This window comes from Calothrix anomala FACHB-343, assembly GCF_014696435.1.
In the GTDB taxonomy this organism is placed as follows: domain Bacteria; phylum Cyanobacteriota; class Cyanobacteriia; order Cyanobacteriales; family Nostocaceae; genus Aulosira; species Aulosira anomala_A.
Genome location: NZ_JACJQG010000048.1, coordinates 42,104 through 59,743, shown reverse-complemented (window position 1 = coordinate 59,743; position 17,640 = coordinate 42,104). Strand labels below are relative to the sequence as shown.

Sequence of the window (17,640 nt, the reverse complement as noted above, 5' to 3'; positions counted from 1 at the left end):
TTTGTATAATTGCTGATTTTAATTTGCACAAATTTAGCCTAAATTGCAATTTTGCAAACAAGGCTTTTACTGCATAAATCAGCATTTTTAGGGGGAGCATCCCAATTTTGACGCAATACCCTAGAAGGGTATTGCTATACCAACAAAGCCTGCCTTCGCAGGCTAAAAGTTTGATAGCCTGCCTTCGCAGGCTTCGTATTTCTAGCCCCACCCTTATAGGGTGAGGGCGTTTTTGCACATTTGGGATGCTCCCTTTTTAGGGCAAGATTTACTCTCACCCAATGAAGACAAACTTAAGAACTTTGTTTAATTATTATTGAATGTCATGATTCCTTAATATTTTAAACTTAATATTACTTTAAATTATTAGGAGTAAAGTTTCAAAATATATAAACAAATCATAAAATATATAAAAAATGCTTATTAATTAAGTGTGGTAGCAGTCAAAAACCTTAAACCGTGTAGGTTGGGTTGAGGAACGTAGACGCGGAGCGGCTTCCCGCAGGGTAACCCAACATTTTCGGCGATTTGTTGGGTTTCACTTCGTTCAACCCAACCTACATTTATCCTTAACTGCTAGCTCAAAACTGTGACTTGAAAAATTGCGGCAGTTGTAATGGCAATAAACAAAGTCAGCTATTTTATCCCAAAATCTCTAATAAATGGGAGTAATAGTATGGGAACACGCTATTTTGCCCTATTTACGCATTATAAGTTATTGGTAGCTATACAGGCTAGAAATTGCAAATCCCTCAAAGCGTGAGCTAGAGAGGGATTTTGGGTATTGGGTTTTTTAATTGCTAGGTTAAATTACTTGCTTTCTTAACTACTTGCTTTAACTCTTCAAAGGAGATACTACCGTTTTTATCTCCATGCATAGCTAGCAATTCCTGGGGGCTACTGACACCTGTTTCAGCCGAGATGACTGCACTTAAACCAGGGCTTAAAAAAAGCTCATTAATGGAGATTTTGCCATCTTGATCGCGATCTAAGGTATTAAAAAGAGATTGAAGTTCTTGCTCGGTTGCCATAATTTTATATCTGAATTAATTTTTAAATTTAATATGTCTTAATTAAATAAACTTATATCTTGAGACGTAAAAACGGGTATCGCTGGGGCTTAAATCAGCAGTGCCCCTGCTTTGGAAGTCAAAAGGAGCCAGTGCGTTCGTTCGCCAGACTTGTACCGCTAACGTGGGCTTTTTGCTAGTAGTCTGTCAATTTTGTTTTGAGGGGTTTTTGGTAGTGCGGGCATCTTGCCCGCGTGAGCGAGACGCTCACACTACTGTCCCTCATTTCAACCCTGACAGACTACTAAAGCATTTTTTCTAAGAATTGCTTGGCGCGATCGCAGTGGGGATTGTGGAAGAATTGGCTAGGGGTGGTATCTTCTGCTAAAACCCCACGATCGAGAAACATAATCCGACTGGCGACTTCTCTAGCAAATCCCATTTCATGGGTGACTATCGCCATTGTAATTCCTGTGTGGGCTAAGTCTTGCATCACTTCCAGCACATCTTTAACCATTTCTGGATCTAAGGCTGAGGTAGGTTCGTCAAATAAAATCATCTCTGGTTCCATCGCTAAAGCGCGAGCGATCGCTACTCTTTGTTTCTGTCCCCCTGATAATTTAGATGGGTAAACATCTGCTTTTTCGGCTAAACCTACTTTTGTGAGTAACTCTAGTCCTTTGGTTTTGGCTAACTCTTTATCTACTCCCTTGACTTTTATCGGCGCATAGGTGACATTTTGCATCACTGTCATGTGGGGAAATAAGTTAAAGTGTTGAAATACCATGACTAATTGTTGGCGAATTTGACCAATATTTACTTTAGGATTTGTAATTTCGCGATCGTGAAAATAAATTCTACCTTTCGTCGGGCGTTCTAACAAATTTATGCACCGGAGAAAAGTAGATTTACCAGAACCAGAAGGGCCGAGAATCGCGACAACTTCACCTTGGTTAATCTCTGTGGAAATATCTTTGAGGACATCAAGTTTACCAAAGGATTTGCACAAGAATTCTGTACGAATTAGGACGTTACTCACTTTGTCTCAATCTCCTTTCTAAAACCGATGCACTCCAAGTTAGACCCATAACTAAAACATAGTAGATTAACCCAGCAAATAGCAGTGGTTCAAAATAAATATATTTATTTGCGCCGACAATTTGGGCGCTGCGTAATATTTCCACTACACCAATTGTTGAGACTAAAGCCGAATCTTTCAATAGTCCAATAGTTTCATTTACTAAGGCGGGGAGAATATTTTTCAAGGCTTGGGGGAGAATAATATCCCACATCATTAATCGGTAAGGAACGCCCATCGACATCGCCGCTTCAGCTTGTCCTTTATCTACAGCTTGGATTCCCCCCCTGATGGTTTCCGACATATAAGCGCCGGAATTGAGTGTAAAAGTTAACACCCCTGCTTGTAATGCTGAGATATCATAGCCTGTCAGCTGGGGTGTGGCGTAGTAAACCAAAGCTAATTGTAATAATAAAGGTGTGCCGCGAAATACTGAGGTGTAAGCATTAGCTAGCCAAGTTAGGGGTTTGATTCCGGTAATTTTGCACAACGAGAGAACTGTACCCCAAATTAACCCAAGGAATACGGAGAAGAGTGTAAATAATAAAGTTAAGGGTATACCTTTGAGGATAAAGGGAATTTCCGGGAGAATGCGGGTAAAGTCGAGATTTAACCCAGTTTTAGCAGGTGAGGATAAAGTGGGGGCTGAGGTACTTTGGGTAAACCACTTGGTAACTAATTTTTCGAGTTCGCCATTATCTTTCATTTGTTGCAAACCTTGATTAAAAGGTTTTACCAACGCCGAACCCTTGGGAAATGCGATCGCGGAACCACTAGCTTCTTCGGAAGAAATGACGTTAAACTCTAATTCTGGGTTAGCTTGAGCGAATCCCCTAGCCACAGTATCCTCAATAATGGCTGCATCAATTCGCCCTGATTTAATTTCTTGAATAATTTCCGGGACTTTATTTAATTGTTTTAGTTGAATTCCTGTAACTTTTTCGGCGATTTTTTTCGCATTTTGTTCTTGAATAGTTCCCAATTGTACGCCAACTTTTTTGCCAGCTAAATCTGGCGGCTGTTTGAGATTGCTATTTTTAGGAGCGACAATGGTATCTTTAGCTTCGTAATAAATTAGAGAAAAATCGACATTTTTCTTGCGTTCTGGAGTTGGAGTCATCCCCGCCATGACAAAATCGGCGCGATTGGCTTGGAGTGCGGGAATTAAGCCATTAAAATCCGATTCCATGATTTTGAGTTTAAACCCCAGCTTTTGCGCCAGATTTTTGGCAATATCTACATCAAAGCCAACAATTTGCCTTTCACCGCCTTGAGTATCATAAAATTCATAAGGCGGATAATCGGGGGAAGTCACCATCGTTAGGGTATCTTTACCTAAAGGTGAAGCTGCTTTGAGAGAATGACTTTGACCTGCAATGATGGTGATCAATAGCATGGCTGCAAACAGCATCGTTAACAGCCGGAATTTTCTTCTTTGCATCAGAATTACTCTGGTAAACCTCTACATCAAACAATTTAGATGTTACTCATAAACATCGAACTAGATTTACTCAAGGTTTCCCAGACTCATAAATATTATTGAGTGCGGAATACACCGAAATGAGAACTCAATATCAGCTTTTGAGTGCGGAATACACCGAAATGAGAACTCAAACCCCAGTTTGAGAACTCAATATCAGCTTTTGAGTGCGGAATACACCGAAATGAGAACTCAAACCCCAGTTTGAGAACTAAATATCAACTTTTGAGTGCGGAATACACTGAAATGAGAACTCAAACCCCAGTTTGAGAACTAAATTTGCAGTTTGAGAACTCAAACCCCAGTTTGAGAACTAAATTCTACTATTGAGTAAACAAATCGCTTGATGAGAAAGCAAACTGTAGTTTGAGAATACTGACAGGTTAGGGAACTCTAAAAAATAAATTATGTTAATTTACCAACGCCCAACGTAGCGGGTAAGTGTCTCTTTCTCTTCAACCTTCGCACCCTCCCGTATCAGCATTTCTTCCGTCCATAAAGGTTCGCTATAGTACACGGCATTGGGATCATCTCCAGACCAAGGAGGAGGAGGCTCGTTTGTCTTACCATCTCTACAGTCTTCATGAGTAAACGGTTTTTCGTTCCACTTCATGCTCAGGACTTGGTAAAATGTAGAATCTGTTGCATCAACAAACTCACCTTGTTCGTTGAAAATTTCAACTAAGCTAGTATCGTTATCCCAAGCATCATCACTGATGCCTAAGTGAAATAAAAAAAAGAAACTTTGTTCATTAATGGGAACTTTTACAAGAAATAGATAAGCAAAATTCCACTGAGAATACCAGAGATGACGAGCAAAAGCATCAGAAACAGATTGAGGAACATTTTGGTTGATTCTCTCGATTTCTACTTCTAAAGGGCTGAGTTCACCTATTGTAACGCTTGCTATTCTCTCAAAAGGTGGAGAGAAGCCCTCGCGTTTGCTATACCAAACCATTTCAGATAAATTCTCATATTGTTCTTCGTAAAACTGCCGAACCATCAACCTTTGTGTGTCCAAATCCATTTCTATAAATCCTTAAGGACTAAGTTCAGTAATGTCACAATCAAGAGGTTAAGACATAAGATATAAATTAGGAACTACGCATTATAAATCAACGTCTGATTGGTAAAATCCTTACCCTAGATTGGGCTTGGTCAACGGTAACTAAAGCACCATTATTTAATTCAGATTCAAACTGGCGTAAGGCAGAAATTATCAGATTTTCCATACTCGTAGGTAAAATATCTTGAGTCCGTACTTGAATCACACTTGGTGTACCGACTCCTGTTGCTGCTAACAGAGAACCAAAATCTAAATCATGGGTAAAGATAATGTATCCTCTGATTCTCGCCCATTCCATAATTACCGTATCTTTTTCACGAGAGTCCCCGACATTAGACCAGTGAACAGCTTCAATATCGTATTTCTCAAAAACCCTTACCCAATCAGGGGAAAGGTTCATATCAATCAATATTTTCATGCACTTTTCAGGGGAACTTCAATTTCTTCAGACCGCCAAGCAGCATATGCAAGTGCTTCATATATATCTGCTTCTTCTAAGTAGGGATATGCTGCGAGGATATCACTGGGGGTATGTCCTGAAGCCATTAAACCAACGATCGCACCAACGGTGACACGCATCCCTCGAATACAAGGTTTACCACCCATGACTTCTGGATTGCGGGTAATTCTGGTGAGGTTTTGCATAACTATTACAGCAGATTACAACTTGGGGAGGTACAGATAATTATAAGGGCACAACAATGTTGTACCCCTATGTGTTTAATTGATGAATTGTGCAGATTTAATTACGATGCAGAACTCTTAGATTTAGCTTCTAAATTTTCTAAGCGGCTGCGCAATTCCTGATTTTGTTGCTTGACTTGATCGAGTTCTTCACGCAAATTCCGCAGCGCATTTTCTGTACCAATATTACCTTGGACTCGCGTAATCTCTTCATCAGCATAGCGCCGCACTCGCCCATCTGGGGTTTGATCGGCAAGCGATCGCAATATCCCAATCGCTTTAGGTGTCTCCATTTGTCCTAAGGCGATAACTACTGCTACTTGGGTTAAGAAGAAGCTTTCTTTAGCTAGTTCGCCTAATCTTTCTAAAATCCGTTCTAAATTGACGGGATTTTGCCCGACAGAGATTTTGCCTAAGGCGCGGATGGTGGCGAGGCGTAAGGCTTGGGGGACGCCGGGTTTGGTGTATTCTAAGAGCAAGTTTAAGGCTGCTTCTGAGGTTTTGAGTTCGGCTAAACCTGCGATCGCGCCACTGCGAACTACTTCATTCCAGCCTTGTCTTTCTTCTAAAACCGATTTCAGCAGTTTCAGGACTTTTTCTTCTCTGGGTTTTTCGTCTAGGTTAGCAGATGCGATCGCGCCAATTGCGCGACAAGCTGCTGATTCTACATAGTAACTGCGATCGCCATCTTGAACTAAGCCTTTGATAGCCTTATAGCTTTCCGCAGTTTTGGTTTTTGCTAGCGCATCAACTACAGCGCGGCGTACATAAGGACTTTTATCTTCCAACCCAACGACTAACCCATCAAAGGCTTGATCCAATTTAATTTCGGCTAATTGTTTGGCGACTTCAACCCGCACACCCCAAAATCCATCATTTTTTAACGCCGCAGATAAAGCTTTTGTGGCTTCTAAACCGCCTTTTTTGGCTAAGGCTTCAGCCGCATAAATCCGCGAAAGTGGATCGGGATCGAATTCTAATTGAGCTTTTAATTCGGGAATTGGATATTCTAAAGTAACAGTTTTGAGGTAATTATTTCCGACATCAAAGCTAATAAATTGGGGTTTGGTTTCGAGGGGGAAATAAAAACTTTGTTCCCGTTCGTTTACCCTAACTGTAAAGGTTTTGATTTGGGGAGATGTACCCGCTTCGCTATAACCAAAGCCAATGGGAATTTTTAAGTCAAATAACTCTTTACTTTGATTATTTTTGGCTTGGGTTTGAGTTACTGTCACTTTCGCTAAATTTGCATCGCCATCCCAAGAGTAAGCAACTTTAAAATCAGGATGACCGCCACGATAAACATATTGGTCAAAGAGGAAGGCTAAATTTCTGCCGGTGGCTTTTTCAATTGCTCTTAATAAGTCTACTGTTTCGACAGTTTTATGAGCATTATCTTGGACAAAAGTATGAATAGCAGACCAAAACAATTCTTCTCCTAATTCCGCCCGAATCATGTGATAAACACAAGAACCTTTTTCATAAATATGGCGGTCATAAAGTTCAATTGCTTCGCGATAAACGTGAGTTACCATTGGTCGGCGATAACGTCCGCTATCTTCACTAATGTAACTCCGCGCTTCTAATAAGCGATAATATGCTGCTTCTTGACTACCATATTCTTTTTCTGTCCACATTACCTCAGAATAAGAAGCCATTCCTTCTTTAATCCAAGCATGTGACCAATGTTTAATTACTAGTAAATCGCCAAACCATTGGTGTGCTAATTCGTGAACTACTAAGCTTTCGGTGTTGCGATTATCTAATGCAGCGCGTTCATCTATTAAACAGCGATCGGTTAATAAGGTTGTAGAAGTATTCTCCATCCCGCCGAAAATAAAATCATCGACGCAAACCTGCGCATATTTCGGAAAAGCATATTTATAACCATACTTTTCACTTAAAAATTCGATCATGCGGGGAGTTTTGCCCATGCTGCGTTTCGCATCTGCTTCTCTACCCTTTTCTACATAATAGGTGACGGGTTTACCTTGCCATTCATCGCGAATTTCGGCAAAGTCACCAATGGCTAATGTCATTAAATAGGTAGGATGGATTTCTTGCTGCGACCAATGGTAAATTTTATACTTATCATCATCCTTGGTTTCTATGAGTTCGCCGTTAGAAATCGCTATTAAATGTTTAGGAACGCGGACGCGAATTTCTGAGGTTGAAAGTTGTCCGGGATAGTCGAAGCAGGGAAACCAAAAACGAGAATCTTCGTCTTCTCCTTGTGTCCAGACTTGGGTAGGCTTGTTGGGGTAGTGTTTGTCTGGTTGAATAAAGTAGATACCGCGTTGGGGTTTTTCTACAGAATAGGCGATCGCAATTAATAATCGCTTACCCACCTCAGTCGGCGTTGCCAGCTTGATTACTAGCTTTTCGCCATCGTAGTCAAACTTTTGCTCTACCTCATCCACCTGCACAGATTGAATATTCAAGTTGACAGCATCCAAAGTCAGACTATCAATTCCATTGCGGATAGGCGACAAGCGAATGCTGCAACTGCCAGAATAACTTTGGTTAGGAATATCCAAACTTAGATCTAAAAAAATATGCTCTACTTGTCCAGGGCGATCGGGATTGTAATGAGGTTTTGCGCCTGGTAACTCAAAAGATCTGTGACCGTTATTTTCTGTATCGAAATAAAAATTGGACATTGATGCCTACTAACCTTATATCTTGATAAGTCTGTTGGATGTGGTGAAAAATAGCGAGATTGGGTAGCTTTCCCAAATCAACTCAGCAATGTGGAAGGATTATCCTTTAGGGTTTGAGCATCGGAATCGATTAAAAGCGGTGAAAAACTTCATCTCCTTGTGGGTAGTTCTCGTCCCACCGCTTTAGACATCGGATATGCAGCATTGGTTATTTCTTCCCCATGCCCCATGCCCCATGCCCCATGCCCTATTCCCATCCCTCTCCCACATTTGCTTGCCCTGATGTAAGCTGATAACCTGCACTTTGTTGACATCAGCACAAGAGTCTCTTCTTGCTTAATGCCATTTAAGTACAAATGCTCCCAAGTATTTTTATAGCTTAGGACAGTTTGCTAAATACTAGCAGTAGATTTTTTAAGTGGAACAATATACTATTTACGGATTTAGTTCTCATTCTGTTGTAGTAATTCTAGGAATGGTTTAAAACTGTTGGTGTATCGTAATACTAACTTTGTCAGTGAATACCGCCAAGCTAGTAAAACTTATAAATACTTCCAAAAACTCTACAATGACGTTTTTACAAGCCTTCAGCACGATTGAAGGAAGAGAGGATAATTACAATGCCTGCAAGTAAATCAAAGATTTTAATTCCTGTTATCAGTGCGGCTGTAGTCGTCACAGGGGGTATAGCTGCCTATATGTTTCTTAAAGGCGGCCCCATTGGCGATGGTGCGGGCGCTCTCGGCAGTGCTAAAGTAGTACCGTCTTCTGCGATCGTGGCTACTTACATTACCACCGACCCCCAAGCTTGGGCGAAGTTGCAACAGTTTGGTACTCCCGAAGCTCAACAGTTACTTAATAAAGGTTTAGAGTCTTTCAACAAAGATGTATTTAAAGATAGTAATATTTCTTATGAAAAAGATATAAAACCTTGGGTTGGTGGGGTGATGGTGGCGATGTTACCACCCAATCCAGTTAAACCCGCACAATTTAATCCGCCAACTGGGGCACCGACTCAACCCAGCAAGTTACAATCAGAACCTAAAGTTCTCTTTGTAGTTGGGATTAAAGATAAAATTGCTGCTTTAAATTTTGGTAACAAATTAAAAGCGCAAAAAGGAATTAAAATCCAAGAAACTGATTACAAAGGCGAAAAGATTACAGAAACCTCTGAATCAGAAAATAGTAAACCTACATATAGTGTAGTTTTAAATAATAGCCAAATAGTATTAGCGCCAGAAAAACAAACTATAGAACAGGCTATAGACACCTATAAAGGTCAGGCTTCTTTTGCGAGTAAAGAAGGTGCAAATAGCATTCTCAGCAAAGGAGTAGATGTTAAAAATACCCTAGCCCAAATTTATATCCCAGACTATGCGGGGATGGTAAAACAGTTAGCGGCGGCGAATCCCCAAGGAACCCAACTACCACCCCAAACCCTGAAGCAATTAGAGCAGGTAAAATCGATGGTGGCGGGTGTGGGTGTAGATGATGCAGGTTTGCGCCTAAAAGCGATCGCCAATTTAGATCCGCAACTCAACAAATTCCAGTATCAAAATACGCCAGCCAAGATAGTCGGACAATTTCCCGCCGATACCTTAGCTTTAGTTAGCGGACAAGGTATCAGCCGCGCTTGGACAACCGTACTCGAACAGTCAAAAGATTATCCCGAATTTAACCAAGCAGTCGCCCAAGTTCGCCAACAACTCAAATCCACCGTCGATTTAGATTTAGATAAAGAAGTTCTCGGCTGGATGGATGGAGAATTTGCTGTTGGTGCGATTCCCTCAAATCAAGGAATCTTAGCCAGCGTTGGTTTTGGCGGCGCGTTATTATTTGACACAAGCGATCGCAAAACCGCAGAAAGCACCCTCAGCAAACTCGACGATCTGATCAAAAAGCAAACCCTAACAGTTGCGCAAAAAGATATCGGCGGTAAAAAAGTCACCGAATGGCAAACCCCCCAAGGTGCTTTACTAGCACATGGATGGTTAGATCAAGATACAGTATTTGTAGCCCTTGGTAGTCCCATCGCCGATGCGATCGCTGGTAATAAAACTCAAACCCTAGAAAACAGCGACAATTTTAAAGCCGTCACAGGTTCCCTACAAAAACCCAATGGTGGATACTTCTACTTAGATATGGACAAAACCATGACCATATTTAATCGTTTTGCAGCATTTCAACCCGTACCACCAGAAGCCAACGCAATTTTAAATTCCATTCGTGGTTTAGGTGTAACTGCTACCAGCCCTGATAAATCTGTCAGCCAAGTAGAAATGTTATTAGCACTCAAACCAAAAACCACAAAATAGGAAATCGGGAATAGGGAATGACAAAGTCAATTTGTATTCGTTCATTCCCTAATACCTCCTTCCGGCACTAAAATTCTCTCTCTTTTCTTCCTTCGTGTCCTTCGTGTCTTCGCGGTTAATACATTTTGCTATTCTGCCATTGAGAAGAAAATGATACATCATAGGAAATCGGGAATAGGGAATGACAAAGTCAATTTGTATTCGTTCATTCCCTAATACCTCCTTCCGGCACTAAAATTCTCTCTCTTTTCTTCCTTCGTGTCCTTCGTGTCTTCGCGGTTAATACATTTTGCTATTCTGCCATTGAGAAGAAAATGATACATCTACAACATATGAGCGATCGCACCACCATCACAGCGTTAAAATAAACCCATAAATCGCAACGCCATCACCATGTCCCTCGCCAAAGAATTAGACACCGTTCAAGATAGGCAAGAAGATGTTATTCTTCCTCCAGGTGACTTATACAGCGATGAACCTCCCTTTGAAAGTGACTTACATCTAGAGCAAATAATTCTACTTTTCAAATGTCTGGAATGGTTATGGCGAGACAGAACAGATTTCTACGCCGCAGGAAATCTAACTATTTATTACAGCTTACAGCAGTTTTCACCTATTTGAACCACATCTGTGGTAGGGGCACGGCATCGAAAATCTTGTGGTACATACAATAATTTTACTGGTGCCGTGCCCCTACAGCGTGGTCTATTTACCTGAAAATTGCTGTAAATAAACTCAAAACCGAGAACTTCCGAGGCCCAGATTTCTTTGTTGTCCTAGACACCGAACGTAAAACCCGTAAAAGCTGGGTATTGTGGGAAGAAGACGGTAAATATCCTAACTTTATTCTCGAAATTCTTTCCGAATCAACAGCAAATACCGACAAAGATTTAAAGAAAAAGATTTATCAAAATACCTTTCGCACCCCTGATTATTTTTGGTTTGATCCCTACACCTTAGAATTTGCTGGGTTTCATTTAGTTGATTGTCAATATCAACCCCTAGAACCAAATCCTCAAGGACATTTGTGGAGTCAAAAGCTAGGTTTATATTTAGGAATTTATCAGGGACTATTACGATTTTTCACCACAGATGAAAAGCTAGTACCAACCCCAGAAGAAACCGCAGAGAAATTAGCCGCTAAACTGCGAGAATTAAATATAGATCCAGACACAATTTAACAATTAAAAAAATACAATATATGCATCTGTATGGGTGGGAAAATCCCACCCTTGACAATTTTAAACCTGCGGATAACGAGATTCTAAAGTCTCTGTTAACCTATCTAATGCCCCAGTCAGTCTTTCTTGCGCCATCAGGTTGGCATCTGGTGGTGGCGGTTCAGCCGCAACTTCTTCTTTTCTTTTGAATTTTTGTAAAGCTTGAATTGCTAAAAACAAGACAAAAGCAATAATTACAAAATCGACAATCGAGCCGAGAAACTTACCGATCGCAATTCCCGATCCAATAGTCATTGTTCTCCAATCTTTGCCAGCCACAGCAACTAAAGGATTAATTAATGGCATGATCACATCCTCAACAAAGGATGTAACAATTTTGCCAAAAGCACCACCGATAATTACCGCGATCGCTAAATCAACCACATTGCCTTTGAGGGCAAATTCTTGAAAATCTTTTAAAAAACCGCTAGCTCTTCTTCTTGTTCTTACCATAGTTTTCCTTGAAACTATTAGGAAGTAGCTTCTAGTTCTATAAAAATGGCATTGATATATGCCACATTAAATAAAACAGATTTTGCTAAATATTGAGTATTTTACCAAGCATAATATTCATATATTTACTAATGTCATCGCAAATAAAAAAAACTTTGCAACACATGAATCATCAGTATAAGTGCAAAATTTTACATTCCTAATTATGTATATATTTCATCCTGTTTTCAGACAGATATTATGTTGTTAATTGAACAGTCGCCATAGGTATTTATATAATTGCAGCTGCTGCTAGACTGGTGCACAGCAAGTATGTCATAAGTTAAAAAGGCTGTTGAGCATAAATTAATCCTATGACTGCTGCTGTAAATAACCCTCCTGGTTTAGCTTCCCGCTTGGTAAATGGCGTACTCGCAATTAAGCCTTTAGCCAACCTAGCCAAGCACCGCGCCAGACAGATGATGATTAAACGTGCCGAGAAAATGGGCGTACCTTGGACGCAGGAAGTAGCACAACTCCAAGCCCTTGATTGGACAAATGAATTAGCTAAAATCGAAAATCCCCAGCTTTCCTACCCAGACTACTACCTCACCTCATTTCACGCCTATGAAACCGGTAATATGAGTTGGCAAGCTGCATTTGAAGTAGAACCTGCGGCTTATGCTGTTCACGCGAAAATCTGGCAAGGTGCTGAGGCGCAAGGTGATGTCAAATTGCGCCAAAATTACCACAATATCTTGAAAAATCAAATCCCGAACCCACCGCAAGATATTTTAGATATCGGGTGCAGTGTGGGAATGAGTACCTTTGCTCTCCAAGAACTGTATCCCCAAGCCAAACTCACCGGTTTAGATTTATCGCCCTACTTCTTAGCTGTAGCCGAATATCGATCGCAACAACGTCACTCAAATATTAACTGGGTTCATGCACCAGCCGAAACCACAGGATTGCCAGATGCTTCCTTTGATTTAGTTTCCATTTTTCTAGTTTGTCACGAATTACCCCAGTCGCCCACCAAGCAAATTTTTGCCGAAGCGCGGCGGTTACTGCGTCCCGATGGACATATAGGAATTATGGATATGAATCCTCAATCAGAAGCCTTTGTGAAAATGCCACCTTATATTTTGACGCTACTGAAAAGTACTGAACCTTATTTAGATGAGTACTTCAACTTAGATATTGCCCAAGCCTTAGTGGAAGCTGGTTTCCAAACTCCCACAATTACCACTAACAGTCCCCGTCATCGTACAGTCATTGCTCAAGTAAGTGGTTGAGTTTTTAGTACTGCTGTCGTCAGCAGTCATTCCACCACTAATACTGCTTTTTTACTATCGCTACCGTATTTTTACTGCCCCACCATTCTTCAGATTACTGTTGTTATTTTTCTGTGGGGCAATATCTGGAATTATCGCTCTCAATTTACAAATAGGCTTTGAATATGTCGCCAATCTGGTTGTGAATTGGCGACGAATCACTTATTCAATTCCGGGTATTGCTTTACGGCAAATTATAGAAATTGGGCCGATTGAAGAAGGTTGTAAGTTTTTAGCAGTTATTATCCCTACCTACTATTTCCAACGTCGGTATAAATTACGCCCTAGCACTATTTTCCTCTTTACCATAGTTGTAGCTTTAGGATTCACCGCCCAAGAAAACTGGATTTACCTGTATTACAACACAGCATCAATTCTCGATCGCAGTATTGGTACACCAGTTCATGCGCTGTTCTCTGCGCCTTGGGGTTACGCCTTAGCCATGAGGTTGAATCATCGCAGAAATAGCTTGTTAACAGCTTGGCTAAATTCTGTGTTTTGTCACGCCCTAGTCAATGTTTTATCTAGTACGTGGCGCTATTTACCTCCTGTACAGTTCCTTAGCTATGGCTTTTTTCCCTTTCTGTTGTGGATGTTTTGGCGAATGGAACAATTACTGCGAAGAGTGGAAGGTAAATCGCCAATTCAACTTATATCCGCCCATACACCCCATATTCGTTACTGGCAGATGGGTTTAGCGGGATTTGCGCTAATTTTAGGGGGAAATGCCATTTTTGGGCTATTTCTTTTAGGGAGAAAACTCAGTCCCCTAAATTGGCAGGATTTTCTCGATCCGATAGTCCTGTGGTATACAGTAACCAGGTTATTCATCAATTTAAACTTTGCCGCGATCGCCTGGTTGATTTATCGTTATTTACGCCGACAAGCCCGACGACGATATTTATCATAATGCTTTTAAAATAGATGAAAATGGCTTAGGGGGTGATATGCAAACAACTCCAGTACGTTGGACAACTGCCGATCTAGAGTTATTTGCAGGCGATCGCAAAAATCGCTACGAGATTATTGATGGAGAATTATTCGTGACTAGATCGCCTCACTGGGAGCATCAAGCAGTATGTATTAACATTGGTACAGTTCTGAAAATTTGGTCAGATGAAACTGGTTTAGGACAACCTGCGATCGCACCTGGAATTATTTTCTCTGATGCTGACAATGTGATTCCTGATGTAGTTTGGGCGAGTAATGAACGCTTAGAAAGTTTGCTAGATGAAGCCGGACACCTCACAGGCGCACCAGAGTTAGTAGTAGAGGTTCTATCTCCTGGTGAGAAAAACGAGAAACGCGATCGAGAGTCAAAGCTAAAGCTTTATTCAGTACAGGGAGTTCAAGAATATTGGATTTGCGATCGCATCCAGAAAAAAGTAGAAGTTTATCGTCGCGAACAGGCAATTTTAAAGCTAGCATACACCTTATTTAGCGAAGATGAATTGACCAGTCCTTTACTACCAGGCTTTCGCTGCTTAGTAAGTAAATTCTTTTAATTCAATTTAATAGCCATAGCCAGATAAATTAGAACCTCAAACTAATACCAATTTGCCAAAAGAATGCGACAAAATGTAGGGGCATGGCACTGCCATGACCTCTAGAATATCTATATATTTCGCTAACATTATTTAACTTGATATAAATAAGGGAACTCCAGAAAATAAATTATCCCAAATTGTAGGGGCGGGGTTACCCCGCCCCTACGAGTTGCGGGCTTAGTAAGTTCATGATTGGGATGTTTTTTTATTTGGAAGTTCCTAAAACCTGACAATAAAAAGCTTTCAAATCTGTCAACAGTCAACAGTCAACAGTCAACAATCAACTATTGCTTATCTATTTCACAGCCGCTTGTGCTTCGTAATGTAATCTCCTCGCAATGCGGAAGAGTTCTTGCCCCGTGTGCAAATAATGCTCATCATAATTTAGGGGAAAATAAGCTAACTCTTCCAAACCATCAGCTACTTGATTCAAGCTGTAATAAAGATGCGCTGCTGTCCTCGCTAAACTCGGCGGATTCGGTAGAGAACGAAATGCTAATTGCGCTTGTTTGAGGTCATCTTTACAACTAGTTAAGTAATCTTGAAATTCTTCTAACAACTCATCATCAAAAGGATCTGCGGCTAGTTCATCAATTTGTTCTTCTAAAGAGTTAAGAATGTCAGAAAGTATATCGTTAACTGGTTGATAAACTAAGCGCAGCCACTCTTCAATTAATTCATCAGCATCTTTTCCAGCGTGTTTTGTCGCTTGGTAATGTCTTTGTGCGGATGCTGTACGCTGTTGGCGGCTATTTAATTTTTGCTCGCTATCTTTAAGCTGTTGGTCGTAATTTGAGCGGGTTTCCGTATCGCTTAAAACTTCATAAGCCGCATTAATTCGGATAATCTGCTCTTTATCTGCTGTTTCCTGATTACTGTCAGGATGAAATAATTTCACCTGGCGGCGATAAGCTTGCTTAATCTCCGCCAGGCTAGCATTGGGACTAACTTGAAGAATTTCGTAGTGGTTAGAATCGACCATTAATCCAAATTGATAGCTAGCTGATGCTAGCGGCTATTCTGTCCTCCAAATCTTGAAATAATGGCGTAGTTAAATACCTTTCTCCAAAACTTGGCTGAATGACGACAATTAAACGCCCTTCGTTTTCTTGGCGTTGGGCAACTTTGACTGCGGCACATAAGGCGGCACCACTGGAAATCCCAGATAGTAAGCCTTCTTCTCTAGCTAAACGCCGACCATAAGCGATCGCTTCTTCATCGGTGACTGTAATCACTTCATCAATCAATTCTAGCTTCAGCACTTGGGGAATAAAACCTGCACCAATTCCTTGAATTTTATGTGCCCCAGGTTTACCCCCAGATAATACTGGGCTATTACTTGGTTCAACTGCGATCGCCTGAAAACTCGGCTTACGGGCTTTGATTACTTCTGCTACACCTGTAATCGTACCACCTGTACCTACCCCCGCCACAATCATATCTACCTGACCATCAGTATCTTCCCAGATTTCCTCGGCGGTAGTTTCTCGATGTATTTTAGCATTCGCCGGATTGCGGAACTGCTGCAACATATAAGCATGGGGCGTTTTATTCACTATTTCCTGCGCCCGACGAATTGCTCCACTCATACCTTCAATTCCTGGTGTCAGTTCCAGTTCCGCCCCATAAGCGCGCAACATTGCCCGTCTTTCCCCACTCATAGTTTCGGGCATTGTCAAAATTAACCGATAACCCTTAGCCGCAGCTGCCATTGCCAATGCAATTCCTGTATTCCCGGAAGTAGGTTCCACTAATATAGTTTTTTGCGGAGTAATTAACCCTTCTTGTTCCGCAGCATTAATCATGCTGACTCCAATTCTGTCTTTCACCGATGCAGAAGGGTTCAGACTTTCTAACTTCACCACAATTTGCGCCACACACCCTTCCGCTTGGGGAATCCGGTTTAATTTGACTAAAGGTGTACGACCAACAAGTTCTGTAATGTTACTAACAATTCGCATAATTATTCCTTATTTAGTTATGAGTCAATGGTCAATTGTCAATGGTCAATAGTAAGAATTAATTATTCCTTGGACTATGGACTTTTGACTGTGGACTTTTGATTAAATGTAGTACATAATATCCAACTGCCGCCGGGAATCTCGTTTTTCACAAAGATCCTGCAGCGAATATTTTTGAAACACTGAGTTTGCCGCCTGACAAGCTTCTTGCCAGATTTCTGCGATTACGCCACTATCTACAGTCCTGGGATTAATGTCTATTTGAGTAGTCTGGACATCTAACCCTTCTAAACATTCTAAAATTTCAAAAATCGTGATTTTCTTAGGTTCTCGTGCCAAGAAATAGCCACCTTTAGAGCCTCGTTGACTTTTGATGATACCACCGCGTCTCAAGGTTGCTAGCAGCTGTTCCAAATAGCGATCGGGTATATTTTGTTGCGCAGCGATTTGCCGAATTTGCATTGGTTCGCCGCTCTGATAATGACTCGCCATCTCGATTAAGGCTAAGATTGCGTATTCAGACTTACAGGATATTTCCACAGGCAGCAATTAAGAATGAAGAATAAAGCATGAAGGATCAATAATTTTCATACTTCATACATTTCTAGTATACTCCGGTTCTTCACTGGGGTTTATGTAGACTATCCAGTTTTTGCAAAAAAGTCTTTGTGAAGTTGAAATTGGTCAATTCGGATGAAAGCAGCAAGGTATTTTAAAAAAGAAGGCGACAGATGGTAGGGGCATGGCTATGCCATGCCCTCTAAAATATCTTGATGTGCCGCAAACATTATTTAAATTGCTATAAACTTCACTTATCGTCGGATTTTAGCTGTGCTAAACCCTCATCGCACAA

Annotated in this window: 15 protein-coding genes and 1 pseudogene; 5 read left to right on the top strand and 11 right to left on the bottom strand. The window is 40.9% G+C overall.

The genetic code is table 11. From position 1 onward, the window contains the following. Positions 1-800: 800 nt before the first annotated feature. The 7 genes from H6G08_RS24300 to H6G08_RS24270 all read right to left on the bottom strand — a co-directional run bounded on the left by H6G08_RS24300 (position 801) and on the right by H6G08_RS24270 (position 7,978). Positions 801-1,031 (bottom strand): EF-hand domain-containing protein, encoded by a 231-nt coding sequence (locus tag H6G08_RS24300; protein WP_190547608.1) that lies wholly within the window; start codon positions 1,029-1,031, stop codon positions 801-803. Between the two features lie 283 nt (positions 1,032-1,314). Beyond that, entirely contained in the window at positions 1,315-2,049 is a 735-nt protein-coding gene (locus H6G08_RS24295; protein WP_190547606.1) for an amino acid ABC transporter ATP-binding protein, read from the bottom strand. Beyond that, positions 2,042-3,529, bottom strand: coding sequence for an ABC transporter permease subunit (locus H6G08_RS24290; protein ID WP_190547603.1), 1,488 nt, complete (start codon positions 3,527-3,529; stop codon positions 2,042-2,044). Before H6G08_RS24290 ends, H6G08_RS24295 begins: the two co-directional genes overlap by 8 nt. Before the next feature lie 454 nt (positions 3,530-3,983). Beyond that, positions 3,984-4,595 (bottom strand): hypothetical protein, encoded by a 612-nt coding sequence (locus H6G08_RS24285; protein WP_190547601.1) that lies wholly within the window; start codon positions 4,593-4,595, stop codon positions 3,984-3,986. An 88-nt stretch (positions 4,596-4,683) separates the two neighbouring features. Next, positions 4,684-5,052 (bottom strand): DUF5615 family PIN-like protein, encoded by a 369-nt coding sequence (locus H6G08_RS24280; RefSeq protein ID WP_190547600.1) that lies wholly within the window; start codon positions 5,050-5,052, stop codon positions 4,684-4,686. Beyond that, positions 5,049-5,279 (bottom strand): DUF433 domain-containing protein, encoded by a 231-nt coding sequence (locus H6G08_RS24275; protein ID WP_190547598.1) that lies wholly within the window; start codon positions 5,277-5,279, stop codon positions 5,049-5,051. The genes H6G08_RS24280 and H6G08_RS24275 overlap by 4 nt, the downstream gene beginning before the upstream one ends. A 101-nt stretch (positions 5,280-5,380) precedes the next feature. Next, the gene (locus H6G08_RS24270; protein WP_190547595.1) at positions 5,381-7,978 is read right to left on the bottom strand and encodes a M1 family metallopeptidase; all 2,598 of its coding nucleotides are present in this window, start codon (positions 7,976-7,978) and stop codon (positions 5,381-5,383) included. Between the two features lie 620 nt (positions 7,979-8,598). Here H6G08_RS24270 and H6G08_RS24265 point away from each other — a divergent pair. Both H6G08_RS24265 and H6G08_RS38740 read left to right on the top strand, forming a co-directional pair. After that, the gene (locus H6G08_RS24265) at positions 8,599-10,293 is read left to right on the top strand and encodes a DUF3352 domain-containing protein (RefSeq protein WP_190547593.1); all 1,695 of its coding nucleotides are present in this window, start codon (positions 8,599-8,601) and stop codon (positions 10,291-10,293) included. 393 nt (positions 10,294-10,686) lie between these two features. Further along, positions 10,687-11,474 (top strand): annotated as a pseudogene (locus tag H6G08_RS38740) (Uma2 family endonuclease). Positions 11,475-11,534: 60 nt separating this feature from the next. On the opposite strand, the gene mscL reads toward H6G08_RS38740, so the two are convergent. Further along, complete coding sequence (gene mscL, locus H6G08_RS24250) at positions 11,535-11,966, bottom strand: large conductance mechanosensitive channel protein MscL (RefSeq protein WP_190547591.1); 432 nt, start codon at positions 11,964-11,966, stop codon at positions 11,535-11,537. Between the two features lie 353 nt (positions 11,967-12,319). Here mscL and H6G08_RS24245 point away from each other — a divergent pair, with 353 nt between their 5' ends. The 3 genes from H6G08_RS24245 to H6G08_RS24235 are packed head-to-tail and all read left to right on the top strand — an operon-like array spanning position 12,320 to position 14,784. Further along, positions 12,320-13,240: a class I SAM-dependent methyltransferase gene (locus tag H6G08_RS24245; RefSeq protein WP_190547589.1), complete on the top strand. Its 921-nt coding sequence runs from the start codon at positions 12,320-12,322 to the stop codon at positions 13,238-13,240. Beyond that, positions 13,233-14,189: a PrsW family intramembrane metalloprotease gene (locus H6G08_RS24240; protein ID WP_190547587.1), complete on the top strand. Its 957-nt coding sequence runs from the start codon at positions 13,233-13,235 to the stop codon at positions 14,187-14,189. Before H6G08_RS24245 ends, H6G08_RS24240 begins: the two co-directional genes overlap by 8 nt. 37 nt (positions 14,190-14,226) lie before the next feature. After that, positions 14,227-14,784 carry a Uma2 family endonuclease gene (locus tag H6G08_RS24235; protein ID WP_190547585.1) on the top strand — a complete coding sequence of 186 codons (558 nt, stop codon included), beginning with the start codon at positions 14,227-14,229 and terminating at the stop codon, positions 14,782-14,784. Between the two features lie 337 nt (positions 14,785-15,121). Here H6G08_RS24235 and H6G08_RS24230 read toward each other — a convergent pair whose 3' ends face one another. The 3 genes from H6G08_RS24230 to H6G08_RS24220 form a co-directional block, all read right to left on the bottom strand. After that, positions 15,122-15,808: a J domain-containing protein gene (locus H6G08_RS24230; RefSeq protein ID WP_190547583.1), complete on the bottom strand. Its 687-nt coding sequence runs from the start codon at positions 15,806-15,808 to the stop codon at positions 15,122-15,124. Positions 15,809-15,824: 16 nt separating this feature from the next. Further along, positions 15,825-16,787 carry a cysteine synthase A gene (cysK, locus tag H6G08_RS24225; RefSeq protein ID WP_190547581.1) on the bottom strand — a complete coding sequence of 321 codons (963 nt, stop codon included), beginning with the start codon at positions 16,785-16,787 and terminating at the stop codon, positions 15,825-15,827. Between the two features lie 102 nt (positions 16,788-16,889). Then, positions 16,890-17,327 carry an RrF2 family transcriptional regulator gene (locus tag H6G08_RS24220; RefSeq protein WP_190547579.1) on the bottom strand — a complete coding sequence of 146 codons (438 nt, stop codon included), beginning with the start codon at positions 17,325-17,327 and terminating at the stop codon, positions 16,890-16,892. Positions 17,328-17,640 lie beyond the last annotated feature (313 nt).